The organism is Pedobacter alluvionis, from assembly GCF_003664035.1.
GTDB lineage: Bacteria > Bacteroidota > Bacteroidia > Sphingobacteriales > Sphingobacteriaceae > Pedobacter > Pedobacter alluvionis.
Window position 1 is genome coordinate 1 of sequence record NZ_RCCK01000016.1, and the last position, 12,210, is coordinate 12,210.

A 12,210-nucleotide genomic window follows, 5' to 3' on the forward strand; every position below is an offset into this window, starting at 1 on the left:
GCTGTAATTGTGGCATTGAGAGAGTGGGGACTATTACACCGTGAAAAAGTGAAGACGGAATGGAATTGAAAAACAACAGCTGCCAATACTTAAACCGTTATGCGTCACCAATTGATGACAGTGCAACTTCAAACTTATTCACTTTCAATACTGTAAAGAAAATTCAGGACATAGTGGGGCTCTCCGGGGAGCTATAACCAATTCACAGAGATACATTTCCCAAGACCAGATCAAATCGTATTTTATGAACTTGATAGAAAGCCTACTGAATTCCTTTTTTCAATAACTCCACCTTTTCACGCTCACTGGCAAGTAAGCGCTCATAAAGTTCTACCACTTAAGGGTTCATCTGGCTTACCGTTCTGATATACACAACCTAAATAGACAACTTCGCTTGTGCGATAGCTTTTCTCCGGCACCATCAAAGCTATTCTTATCGGGCAGTGAAGAGGATAAACGGCTCTTTGATATCATGGGAAAAAGTTATTCCGCTGCACGTTACAAGGATGACTTTAAGGTTGAACAAGCCGATGCAGAGCAAATTTTCACCCGTGTTTCAACCTTTTTAAAGCTTACTGAAATTATGTGCGTTGACAAGATAAAATCCCTTGCAAAAGTGGCGGAGACAAATTTGTGCAAAGCGGAAAACTTAGCGAAGTTTATAACGAACAAATGAAAGAGTTGCATAACGAAAATGCTAAAATCCTGAACGACATAATAGACGCATTCGGCTATCCGACAATTGACAAAGTTGGTAAAGAAGCAAACGAAGCGGCTTGGTTGGTAATACAACACTCAATCGGACAACCTCAATTTATGAAAAAGTGTGCGAAACTTTTGGAAATAGCAGTTAGTGAAAGTAAAGCAGACTCGAAAAGTTTAGCATATCTAACAGACCGTATAGCAGTTTTTGAAGGTAAGCCACAACTTAACGGAACTCAATTTGACTGGGACGAAAACGGAAATTTAAGCCCAAATCTATTTGACGAATTAAACAAGGTAAATGAAAGAAGAAAATCAATTGGACTTAACACACTTGAAGAGCAAACAGAAATATTGAGAAGACAAGTAATAGATGAAAATCAATCGCCACCAAAAGACTTTGAGAAAAGAAAGCAAGAAATTGAACAATGGAAAAAAAATGTTGGGTGGACGAAATAAAAACAGCCACTAACAGGCGTTTGGCAAAAAAGCGGGTTCAGTGGTAGTTGAACATTCTACCTCTTATCAACTTTTGTGCTGGGTTGACAGTTTTGTGCTTCGAAATCCGCTTCTTCGCCAAGCGCCAAAACGTTACCAGTAATTGCCCGACCAAAAACACAATGGTTAATGAAAGGCAAGATTGACCTATCGTAAATTGCTGACCAAATGGGCGAAATTTCTGGTAGACTTAAGAAAAAAACATACGTAAAATCGACAAAAAAAACTTTCTGACCTAATCAATCGCATTCCGAAATTGGGGTTTCAATCGACCTAAAATTGTAATGACAGAATAATTAAATAATCTTTAATGCTGACCTAAAGCCATTATCCTGACTTAAAGAAATCCAGCAAATATGGGGAAATAGACCAAAATTATCATAGTCTGAAATCAATAAAATATCGCAAATACTGACCAATGAGATCAATAATAAAGTTCCGGCCATTGCAACTACTGGTAACCGCAGTTTTGCAAATTTTTGGGCGACGGGCGCTGTGCGGGTTTCGGTATTTTTTATTAAGTTAGTGCTGTGGATTATTAGTGCAAGTAAATCAAAAATTCGCAAAGCTGCAAACCGTTAGCGGTCATTTGAAGACAACTTTCTGCAAATAACATAGACATAGTTGACAACAAAACAAAAATGATAAAAACATTAGGTCTTGACCTAACAACTAGGAGACAAACTATATAAAATATGAATTATCTATCTATTGAGCCGTTTATTCCTTCGGGACAAGACTTTGACAAATCAAAACAGCTATTTCAAGAACTGGGTTTTGAAATAGAATGGGACGGGGGAGACCTTGTTGGTTTCAGAAATGGCAACTGTAAATTTATATTACAACAATACGACAATAAGGCGTTTGCCGAAAACCTGATGGTGTCTGTTAAGGTAGCTGACATAAATGAATTTTGGAAAAATATAAACAAAAAGAATCTTTCAGAAAAATTTGACATTCCACCAGTTGGACAACCAGTAGAACAGCCTTATGGCAAAGAAGTGAATATTATTGACATAGCTGGAGTTTGTTGGCATTTTATAGAAGAATTACTGTGACAAGACAACGAACCGCTAACAAGGTATTGGCAAAAAAGGGGCTGAAGTACAAGCCTCAACATTTGTAATTCTATTGGGCTTTAGCGCATAATCCAATATGACGTTTTTCAAATGCCCCTTCTTCGCCAATACCCAAACCGTTATCGGTCATTGTGAAAGAACCAAACTATCAGACAACAAAATGATTAAAAAGTATTTAGTATTAACAGGAATTGCAATATCAGTTTCGCTACTAATTATTGCTACATTAAATTATCCAGGTGGGACAGACCAAAATATGAATACATTAGGGTTTAGTTGGTCTGAAAATTTTTTCAGTAACTTATTCAAAGAAAATGCCTTGAATGGAGCAACAAACAGCGCAAAGATTTGGGCTATTATTAGTATGTTTTTTTATTCATTTAGTTGCGCTTTATTTTTCTATAACTTTTCTAAAAAAATAGTAAATAAAATTGCTTCGAATTTTATAAAATATGTTGGTATTTTGACAATGCCATTTACCTTCTTTATAGCTACACCATATCACGACCTGATGCTTGCTATTTCAAACACATTGTTTTGGGCTTGTATAATTTGCATTACTGTATATCTTCTAAAATCAAACCTGCACTTTTTTAAAATTTATGCAATCATATGCTTGCTCATTTATTATTATACTATGTATTTATACATATCAAAAGATTGGAATTCATTGGCTGTAGTGCAGAAGTGGAATAATATTAGCGCTATATTATTAATTTTAGGACTTGAATACTTTACGGATAAAAAAGATTTTGCTAACATCAGATGAGATTGGTTTAGACTAAATAATATGTGGAAGAAGGTCAATGGAGAACTTGGCGAAAATTTAACCGAAACGCTAATGAAGAATACCAAACCGTTATGAAACCTTTGGGATATTCAGCGACAGAAGAAATTCTAAAAGCCGAAGTTTCGGGAAATTTTCCGGGAGCCCAGTTGTGCTGTCTTATCATTTTAAATTAAATGACGGACTTATTCAATCGTTAAAAATAACAGGTTGACAAAAAGGGCAGCAGCTAACAGAAGTTCTACATTATAGTGATAAATATGCTTGGATTGAACATTTTTGTAAGATTCAAGTCGTACTCGATTTACTTATTTTTCAAAAGCTCATTTTTTTTCCTCTCGCTAGTAAGTAGACGTTCATAAAGTTCTACCACCTTATCTAACGGATTGTAATGACATTGGTAATTGTACTGGTATGCCGATGCGTTATCATGCATATTTTGAATATGGAATATAAGAACCTCTTCACTGAAATTCTTTATCGCTTCAGCACTCACACCAAGTACACCTGCAATCTTTTCTAACATTGCATCTTCAACTTCCTCACTTTGCTCTATCTTAGATATGGTCTGCTGGCTTACGCCAAGTTAAATAGCAAGAAAATCTTGTTTGATACCACGTATTTCCCTGATACGGCTGATTTTTCTGCCGATGTGCACTTTGTTAGATTTTGTAGGCGTTTCCATAAAGCAAATATAATAAATTCCCTTATACACAATTTAAAAAAGAAAGTGAGGTGGATTATGCCTGATAAAACGATTCCATCAATGAACTTCTTTCGTTTGCCTTTTACCCCAAATACAAGAATACTTACAGAAAATACACTGAACCAATATTCTGAGATCAGAAAACCCAAAAGGGGTTATTTCCCCATTAAAATCAGAAAAATATCTTTCAGCAATGAACTGCTCGTAATAGGTGTAATTCTGGACAAAGATCCGGAAGAACTGGTTTACATTAAGGTCACCACCTCCGAGCTATTAATAAGTTGCAGAGTTGATACCCATGAAAACTATTTGAGCCGATACGCTTATTTTTCGCTTGCCCAATTAATGTACTATGACACTGAATATGATTTCGAAGACTATTATTGGCCGGATTTCTTTGATCAGAAAACAGGGGAATCTAAGTACCTGATGATTAACAAGTCGAAAGACAATTTACATGTGTCTTCAAAAGTAAGATATAAAGGATTCTATAAACCAGGAAAACAACTTCCTGTAATATCACAAAATCCTGTTCCCTTAAGAAAAGCAGTTCCCTGCATTCAGGAACAACCATCTAAAGAGACACATGTGATATTAGGTTTTTGCCTTGCCGATTCTAATAATGAATGGTATCGGACTAACCATTATCCTTTTTTGGTTCCTTATACAGGGATTTTGAACAAGGCCAAAACCGAGGTGAGAAGCTTTACTATATATGTGCTTAATGAAACGCAGCTACCGGAAATTGATCTTACGGATGAGCAGCAAAAACTAGTTGAGATTTGCTTCGACATGAGGAAGATTGCCTTAGTAACAAGCCCAGCATATAAAGATGATGCTAATAGGCTAGCTGAAAAACGGCAACAGAACAAAATTAACTATAACCAACTGTTTGAACTATGGCAAAAGGCGCTTCCTTTACTTTCAGGAAGGTTGTACACGCACTACAGTTATACATATGGAATGCGTAATGTAAAGGGCAAGCCAAGAAGATCATCCATGATTCCATGTAGCTTTAGCATTGAAACGCCGGAAATCTGTTTTCTATGGAAAGATAAGGGCGATTACTACAAACTCGAACTCCGGTTGCGGATTGCCGGAAAAATCTATCAAATGCAATATCATTATAGCACAGCTTTTTTTGCGATGCTGTTCTGCAATCCAAGGCGATATGCGCTGTTAAATTCAATTATCGATAGCGAACTTCTTAGTTTCTTCCAAAAGAGTCATTTTCAACTATTGGTACTAAAGAAGCATTATGATGGTGATTTTAAAAATTTTGTAGATCAATTAAGGATGATATATGTGTTTATCAGTCAATAAAGTTTATAGATGTGGTCTATACAAAAAGAGCCACGAATGTGGCTCTTCCTATTAATAACTCTGTAATAGTCCTATTTTTTATTTAGTTCAGCACGTACTTTTTTAACGTATGCTAAATCTACTTCTGCAACCTCGGCAGCCTGTTCATCTGTAAGTCCAAGTTTAATAATAAGGTTTTCAACCACTGCATGGCTTTTCTTTTCTTCACCCTTGCGGTAAAGGAAATCGTTTTCTTCCTTGAAAAATTTAGTCACTGTTTCCATAGCTTTTTCAAATTGTTGTTCAACATTGCTGCGTAACTGTACAAAGATACGCAATTGTTTAAAATATCTGCTTTCGGCAAAATCGCCTTTTGTAATCGACTGTATACCGTCAATAATAGACTTAACGGCCTGGTAACTATCTTCTTTACCAAAGTTAGCTAATATTCCTAACATCTTAACCTCCGGATTGTTGGATCTGAGGAATAATTTGTAGCTGGCTTCTGAGATGCGGATCAGCGTAAAATCAAATTTAAGATGTTCAGTTTCTAGTGAAGTCGGCATTATAGGATTTGTATCCTTTAAAAATACTACGTATTGTTTTATCGGCAGCTGATACCTGCGCATCAGCATGATGTTGTATTCTGCCATGCGGTAGACCATTTCCTTTTCATCTTCTACCTGAAATTCGACCTGCAACACATAGGTGTTTCCGTTAGTATCGGTTACTTTTTTCAGCGCATCCGGTTTCCTTTCTTTGGTATGCTGTACATCATCAGGCAGTTCTTCACTAAGGAGGATATCCAGACCAAGTACATCCCTGATAATTACCGGAAGCGTAACTTCAAGGTTTTCCTTAATGATCTTATCATATTGGCTTGCTTGTTTCCTGTTGTAATTTTGATTTGGCATTTGTTAAAATTAATTAATTCCAATGGTACTGTACACATAAATTTATCCCCACGCTCGGTGCGGCCTGCGAAACCCCGTCGCTCAAATATCCGCCCGCTGTTCTCGCTTTTAGCCTTTACGGAGTGGTGGCTGTCGGTTTCCTGCGACTTCGGAGATGATATTGCAGCTTTGAACGGCATTCCTTTCCTTCGCATCCATACATTGTGACGAATGCACACCCGAACCGAAGTTTTGGGTGTGCATTATCTATGCTATACAACAGCAAACATTTCTCTTAATGGTGCCATATCGCTGGCAACTTTTTCATCCAGCATTTTTGCATAGAGTTGGGTGGTGCGTATATTGGTATGCCCCATCATCTTAGATACGCTTTCAATAGGTACACCGTTCAGTAGGGTAACAGTAGTGGCAAAAGTGCGTTTGGCGATCCTGTTGCCCAATGTTTTGACGATACCCGACAGGGCGGCAATCTCCACCAGATACTCGTTCATTTTTTGATTGCTGGAAACCGGCAGCGCCCTGTTCTGATTGACACAGAAAGGGTGATCTTTATACCTTTCCAGAATATCAGCGGCTATTGGGATAAGCGGGACTGCTACAGGCGTACCAGTTTTTTTACGATAGCTGAACAGCCACTTTTCCCCGTCAATCCCTATACGTATGTCGGTTTGTTTGAGTTTTTGCACATCGGCATAAGACAGCCCCGTATAACAGCTAAACAGGAAGAAGTCCCGAACTTGTGTAAGTCTTGCGGTACTGTATTTTTTGCCCGCAATGTTTTGCAGTTCATCCGCAGTCAGATATTCCCTTTGTACAAGCTTTGATTTAAGCTTATAGCCAAAGAAGGGATCAGTGATGATCCATTTGTTTCTAAGGCATATACGGACAATCTTTCCCAGATTTTTAAGGTGCTTACTGGCGGTATTGGTATCATTATCCTTTGAGGTGTGCAGGTAGAAATCAAAACCGTCAATAAACTCATAGTCTATATGGCGGATGTTGAGGTCACTTGTTTGATATTTGAATAAAATATATTCTTTAACGTGCTTTTCAAGCACCTTAAACCGTCTCAAAGTGCCTTCCGCATAATCTTCCTTTTCTACAAGTGCGGCCATGTTTGTATTATGGATTTTAATGGCCTCCATAATGGTGTGCATTTTTTCTGCCTTGCCCAGATACTTGCATTTAACGCCTTCAGCGGATATGTCTGCGTCTTCTACGCATAAAGCAGTATGGGCAGCAGTAACGCCCGCTTTCATTTTGTCGAGATAGGAATTTAAGGTTTTGGCATCTTCCTTTGTGCCGATCATGTGACCCGCTTTGGTGTTCCATAATTCTGGTTCACATTTTCTGCTGGCGGACATTTCCACAGGTTTTCCGTCAACGGTAATCCTTAGATAAACGGGAACAGCACCTTTAACATAGTTTTTTGGTTTCTTCAAGTAGAAGAGCAGACTGAAATTAGTTTTCATAATCGACTGATTTAAAGTTAACAAAGTTAGCCTTGCAGTCTAATCGTATCAAGTCGTTCAATGATTGAACTTTATGTAAATCAATAACTTACATCATTCCTAGTGAGTATACCACTTTGTAAAACTACTCACCGAATCACTCACTTTTTTTATGCGATTTATTGCATATTTTGGGTTTTCCGGTAAACGAAAAAAGCTTGCAATCATTTGATTTGCAAGCTTTTACGTAGTTTTGATACTATCTTCTGTGATCCCGCTGGGATTCGAACCCAGGACCACTACATTAAAAGTGTAATGCTCTACCAGCTGAGCTACGGAATCATCTTTGTTTAAAAACGTTATCCGTTTCCTTTAAAGTGGTGCAAATATAGGGTTATAGACTAATGCTTGCAAATAAAAAATCGCGAAAGGTGTTAGTGTATTGATTTATAGGCAAATTAATTATTTAGCGCTATTTTTTAAATAGATTTAACTGTTTTATTGCGTTGATTTAATGTTAACCCATGCCCGCATCTTTTATTGCGCTATTTTTTTGCTAACACGCTCCGTATCATAATGCTAATCAAATAAAGGTAAAGACGAGGGAAAGGCAAAACAAGTTTAAGATTCTTTCCTTTTGAATATTGCAAGGTTACCGGGTGATTTTGAGAAAGAAAACGGCTATTAATGCCGGTCTGGAGCATACCTGTTTTAGGTGCTTGAGCACTAAGGAAAGCCATTTTTTGTTAAAGTTGAAATTACGCAAACGTTTGATCGATTTTTATTAAATATTATTGTTTAGTTTGGTAAAATCAAATAAACCGAACCAAAACTTTATGCAACAAACAACAAGGCCAGGTCAAACCCAAGGGCCAAAACCGCTTATTATTATTTGCGCCCTATTCTTTATTTTTGGCTTTGTAACCTGGGCAAACGGAACTTTAATCCCTTTCTTTAAATTATCTTTCGGATTATCAAACTTACAGGCCTTCTTTGTAACCTTCGCATCATACATGGCTTACTTCTTTCTAGCGCTGCCATCATCGTGGATCCTGAAGAAAGTGGGTTTTAAAAATGGAATTATTTTAGGTTTGGTAATTTTAGGACTGGGCTCTTTAATATTCATCCCCGCAGCCCAAACCAGGACTTTTGGTTTGTTCTTAACCGGGATTTTTGTTCAGGGAGCCGCATTAGCTTTGTTGCAAACAGCCTCAAATCCATACTTAACTATTATTGGCCCGATAGAAAGTGCTGCAAAACGGATTAGTATTGCCGGGATCTGTAATAAATTTGCCGGAATGATTGTGCCTTTGATTATGGGCAGTTTGTTTTTAAAAAATGCTTCAGAAGTAGAGAAACAGATCAAAGCGGCAACCGGCGCTGTTCATGAGCAATTATTGAACGATGTTTTGGGTCGTGTAAATATGCCTTACATTGTTTTAGCAATCGTTTTCTGCCTTTTTGCGGTTTTTATTAAATTCACTGATTTGCCTGAGGTGGAGGTTGAAGAGGATGTTATAGATGAAAGTAAAGGCGCTGTTGTAAAACATCAAAGTATATTCCAGTTTCCGCATTTATTCTTAGGTTCCCTTTGTATTTTTGTGTATGTAGGCGCAGAGGTAATGGCAGGTGATATTATTGGTATTTATGGACGTGAGTTAGGCATAAGTGCCGAGATTAGTGGTAAATTAACTTCCATTACATTGTTTAGTATGTTAATCGGCTATATTATCGGTATCGTTACCATTCCCAAATACATCTCTCAGCAAAAAGCCCTTAGAATATGTGCCATTTTAGGCATTATCTTTACCATTTTATCTTTTGCCATTTCGAGTTGGTTTGCTGTAATTTTTGTAGCTTTATTGGGTTTAGCCAATTCACTCATGTGGCCGGCAATTTTTCCGCTTGGCATTAGCCACTTGGGTAAATTTACCAAAATCGGTTCGGCGATTATGGTAATGGGGATAGCAGGCGGAGCCATAATGCCACTTCTGTACGCTTTTTTAAATGAAAAGTTACATGTTAACTTTCAACTGGCCTATCTTTTAACCGTATTGCCTTGTTACTTATATATCCTGTTTTTTGCGATAAAAGGCCACAAGGCAGGATTGAATTTAAAATAACCAAAACCAAATAAATTTTATGATTAAGCCCGGTCGCATTAAAGATTGGGCTTTCTTTTGTCCTTAATTTTCAGTTATTTTGGCGAATTATAAACGAGATCTAAATCATATATCTCACATCTTGATACTTGATACTCAATCCCCATATTAAACAATGAACAAAGCTATTTTTCTCGACCGTGACGGTGTGCTCAATCACGAAATATATGATTACATCTGCCGTGTTGAAGATTTTAAAATCTTAGATTATCAAATTCCGGTATTAAAAAAACTATTTGATGAAGGTTATCTCTTAATCGTAATCACAAATCAAGGTGGTATTGCCTTAAAGCGCTATACTGAGCAAGAACTGGCCATTATGCACCAAATGCTCCGCAATGCTTTTGTGGCTAAAGGAGCTGATATTGCTGGCTTTTATTATTGCCCGCATCACCCAACTGTTGGCGGCGAATGCAAATGCAGAAAACCAGCTTCCGGAATGATTTTAGATGCCATTGATATGTACGATATCGACCCGGCACAATCTATCATGATCGGCGATAAGCCAAGAGATGTAGAAGCCGCAAATGGGGCAGGAGTGAAGGGCATCCTCATTGAACCTGATGAGCAAATCAGTTATGAGAAGATTAAGGAAGTCCTTAGTCGTGAGTCTTTAGTCTAGAGTCTCCGTGGAGGGTGCATAAAAAGAACAAGTTGAATATAGTATTCATTTATGGCTTAAGGATATGATCATTTGGGCGTTTTAACACGCTGTACACTGTATCTTTTTGGCTGTCCTTCTACTACGCTCAGGATGACAGCCAAAAAGGATGCCGTTTCCATCGTTAACGCAGAATAACGCGATGACTTACGAAGTTTAGAAAGGGAAGGAGCGGCGGGTAACTTCGTCAGTCAGAAGTCTGTGATCTCTACTGCGCTTTTCCTTGCCCAATACTTACGAAATCTTTCCACGCGCTTGCCCTTTGAGATTTCGTAAGATGTCCATTCTAATGATTTGGGCGTTTTAACACGTTGTACACTGTATCTTTTTGGCTGTCCTTCTACTACGCTCAGGATGACAGCCAAAAAGGATGCCGTTTCCATCGTTAACGCAGAATAACGCGATGACTTACGAAGTTTAGAAAGGAAGGAGCGGCGGATAACTTCGTCAGTCAGAAGCTTCTTAAATTCTATTCCGATTTTCCTACTCATACTTACGAAATCCTTCCACGCGCTTGCCCTTTAAGATTTCGTAAGATGCCCTGGCCACCTAGACCTGATTGAAATGGCATTCCGGTTTCCGCTAACTTTGTTATTATCGAACATTTACCGGAATATAATGGAAAGCAGGACTACAGAAACCGATTAGCACTGTTTCTGCGCTCCAAAAAAAATCACGATGATTTACGAAGTTTAGAAAGGAAGGAGCAGTGGGTAGCTCGTCAGTCGTAATCTTCTTAAATTCTATTCCGATTTTCCTACTCATACTTACGAAATCTTTCCGCGCACTTGCCCATTGAGATTTCGTAAGGTGCCCATAAAACAAAAAATCCTAAGTCTTAAACCGGAAACCCGACTCAAGACTTAGGACTCAAGACTTTTGACTTTATATTATTTTCCAGCAGCTTTAGCGTGGTCAGCTAAAAATGTAGCTAAACCGCTATCTGTTAGTGGATGTTTTAATAAACCTACAATAGCAGCTAATGGTGCAGTAATTACATCAGCGCCTAATTTAGCACAGTTTACAATATGCAATGGTCCGCGGATTGATGCAGCTAAAATTTGCGTTTCGTAACCGTAGTTATCAAAAATAGTTCTGATATCTTCAATTAAAACCAAACCATCACTAGAAATATCATCTAAACGGCCTAAAAACGGAGAAACGTAAGTAGCTCCTGCTTTTGCAGCCAATAAAGCCTGTCCGGCAGAGAAAATTAAAGTACAATTGGTTTTAATTCCTTTTGAAGAGAAATATTTAATGGCTTTAACACCATCTTTAATCATTGGAACTTTAACCACAATTTTAGGGTTCAAAGCAGCTAAAGCTTCACCTTCTTTAACAATCTCATCGAAAGTAGTCGCAATAACTTCAGCACTTACGTTATCGTCAACGATATCGCAAATCGCTTTATAATGGTTAATTACATTTTCTTCGCCGGTAATACCTTCTTTAGCCATTAAGCTAGGGTTGGTGGTTACGCCATCTAAAATGCCAAGATCTTGTGCTTCTTTGATTTGATCAAGATTTGCTGTGTCAATAAAAAATTTCATGTTTATAAATTCTTAAAATGATTATTAGGTTCTGCTGCTAGAACCCCTGAAGAATTTAATATCCCCCCTTCAGGGGATTAAGGGGGTAAAAAAAGGGCAAGCACCTTCTATCGCACCGCTACAACCTTCTACCCTTGCTGTGTTCCCACCCTGGGGGAGTTCAAAGGGAGCTGGTCGTAAAAGACTTGCCCGGCCACAAAGGTAGAAAAAGAAGTTGTTTCGCGAAATGCATTTTTGCATTTTTTTTATCTTTTAGGCTATGTGGCTGATTAGTAAATTAATAAAATTGAAATGTGTATTTGTTAAACAACAGGAGTAAATGCAAGTTAAATAACTTCATGGATGATATATTTATATTTAAATTATATATTCATAAATAAATCAATAATTAAAACGAT

At 37.7% G+C, this 12,210-nt stretch carries 11 protein-coding genes, 1 tRNA gene and 1 other RNA gene; 7 read left to right on the forward strand and 6 right to left on the reverse strand.

Annotated elements, in window-relative coordinates:
• Positions 1-367: 367 nt before the first annotated feature.
• From BCL90_RS23975 to BCL90_RS23995, 4 genes are all read left to right on the forward strand, one after another.
• Positions 368-676 carry a hypothetical protein gene (locus tag BCL90_RS23975; protein ID WP_394341724.1) on the forward strand — a complete coding sequence of 103 codons (309 nt, stop codon included), beginning with the start codon at positions 368-370 and terminating at the stop codon, positions 674-676.
• Positions 673-1,161, forward strand: coding sequence for a DUF6624 domain-containing protein (locus BCL90_RS23980; RefSeq protein ID WP_121287843.1), 489 nt, complete (start codon positions 673-675; stop codon positions 1,159-1,161). Before BCL90_RS23975 ends, BCL90_RS23980 begins: the two co-directional genes overlap by 4 nt.
• A gap of 734 nt (positions 1,162-1,895) precedes the next feature.
• On the forward strand, positions 1,896-2,258 hold the full coding sequence (locus BCL90_RS23990; RefSeq protein ID WP_121287845.1) for a VOC family protein: 363 nt from the start codon (positions 1,896-1,898) through the stop codon (positions 2,256-2,258).
• Between the two features lie 181 nt (positions 2,259-2,439).
• On the forward strand, positions 2,440-3,048 hold the full coding sequence (locus BCL90_RS23995) for a hypothetical protein (RefSeq protein WP_121287846.1): 609 nt from the start codon (positions 2,440-2,442) through the stop codon (positions 3,046-3,048).
• 322 nt (positions 3,049-3,370) lie between these two features.
• Here the strand turns inward: BCL90_RS23995 and BCL90_RS24000 are convergent, their stop codons facing one another.
• A complete protein-coding gene (locus tag BCL90_RS24000) occupies positions 3,371-3,631 on the reverse strand; it encodes a hypothetical protein (protein WP_394341725.1) in 261 nt (86 codons plus the stop codon).
• A 177-nt stretch (positions 3,632-3,808) separates the two neighbouring features.
• On the opposite strand from BCL90_RS24000, the gene BCL90_RS24005 reads away from it, so the two are divergent.
• Positions 3,809-5,095: a hypothetical protein gene (locus tag BCL90_RS24005; protein WP_121287847.1), complete on the forward strand. Its 1,287-nt coding sequence runs from the start codon at positions 3,809-3,811 to the stop codon at positions 5,093-5,095.
• A gap of 71 nt (positions 5,096-5,166) precedes the next feature.
• Here the strand turns inward: BCL90_RS24005 and BCL90_RS24010 are convergent, their stop codons facing one another.
• The 3 genes from BCL90_RS24010 to BCL90_RS24020 all read right to left on the reverse strand — a co-directional run bounded on the left by BCL90_RS24010 (position 5,167) and on the right by BCL90_RS24020 (position 7,781).
• Positions 5,167-5,988: an RpnC/YadD family protein gene (locus BCL90_RS24010; RefSeq protein ID WP_121287848.1), complete on the reverse strand. Its 822-nt coding sequence runs from the start codon at positions 5,986-5,988 to the stop codon at positions 5,167-5,169.
• 251 nt (positions 5,989-6,239) lie between these two features.
• On the reverse strand, positions 6,240-7,460 hold the full coding sequence (locus BCL90_RS24015) for a site-specific integrase (RefSeq protein ID WP_121287849.1): 1,221 nt from the start codon (positions 7,458-7,460) through the stop codon (positions 6,240-6,242).
• Between the two features lie 248 nt (positions 7,461-7,708).
• A tRNA-Lys gene (locus BCL90_RS24020) sits at positions 7,709-7,781 on the reverse strand.
• A gap of 494 nt (positions 7,782-8,275) precedes the next feature.
• Between BCL90_RS24020 and BCL90_RS24030 the strand changes: the two genes are divergently transcribed.
• Both BCL90_RS24030 and BCL90_RS24035 read left to right on the forward strand, forming a co-directional pair.
• Positions 8,276-9,562: a sugar MFS transporter gene (locus tag BCL90_RS24030; RefSeq protein WP_121288007.1), complete on the forward strand. Its 1,287-nt coding sequence runs from the start codon at positions 8,276-8,278 to the stop codon at positions 9,560-9,562.
• 154 nt (positions 9,563-9,716) lie between these two features.
• Positions 9,717-10,223: a D-glycero-alpha-D-manno-heptose-1,7-bisphosphate 7-phosphatase gene (locus BCL90_RS24035; RefSeq protein WP_121287851.1), complete on the forward strand. Its 507-nt coding sequence runs from the start codon at positions 9,717-9,719 to the stop codon at positions 10,221-10,223.
• A 929-nt stretch (positions 10,224-11,152) separates the two neighbouring features.
• Here BCL90_RS24035 and fsa read toward each other — a convergent pair.
• Positions 11,153-11,812 (reverse strand): fructose-6-phosphate aldolase, encoded by a 660-nt coding sequence (fsa, locus tag BCL90_RS24045; protein ID WP_121287853.1) that lies wholly within the window; start codon positions 11,810-11,812, stop codon positions 11,153-11,155.
• A gap of 91 nt (positions 11,813-11,903) precedes the next feature.
• An RNA gene (ffs, locus tag BCL90_RS24050) (signal recognition particle sRNA small type) lies at positions 11,904-12,003 on the reverse strand.
• Between the last annotated feature and the right edge of the window lie 207 nt (positions 12,004-12,210).

Bases quoted from the DNA above. Each gene is read 5' to 3' on its own strand.
- BCL90_RS23980 (WP_121287843.1), top strand. From the start codon at position 673: ATGAAAGAGTTGCATAACGAAAATGCTAAAATCCTGAACGACATAATA.
- BCL90_RS23990 (WP_121287845.1), top strand. From the start codon at position 1,896: ATGAATTATCTATCTATTGAGCCGTTTATTCCTTCGGGACAAGACTTT.
- BCL90_RS23995 (WP_121287846.1), top strand. From the start codon at position 2,440: ATGATTAAAAAGTATTTAGTATTAACAGGAATTGCAATATCAGTTTCG.
- BCL90_RS24005 (WP_121287847.1), top strand. From the start codon at position 3,809: ATGCCTGATAAAACGATTCCATCAATGAACTTCTTTCGTTTGCCTTTT.
- BCL90_RS24010 (WP_121287848.1), bottom strand. From the start codon at position 5,988: ATGCCAAATCAAAATTACAACAGGAAACAAGCAAGCCAATATGATAAG.
- BCL90_RS24015 (WP_121287849.1), bottom strand. From the start codon at position 7,460: ATGAAAACTAATTTCAGTCTGCTCTTCTACTTGAAGAAACCAAAAAAC.
- BCL90_RS24030 (WP_121288007.1), top strand. From the start codon at position 8,276: ATGCAACAAACAACAAGGCCAGGTCAAACCCAAGGGCCAAAACCGCTT.
- BCL90_RS24035 (WP_121287851.1), top strand. From the start codon at position 9,717: ATGAACAAAGCTATTTTTCTCGACCGTGACGGTGTGCTCAATCACGAA.
- fsa (WP_121287853.1), bottom strand. From the start codon at position 11,812: ATGAAATTTTTTATTGACACAGCAAATCTTGATCAAATCAAAGAAGCA.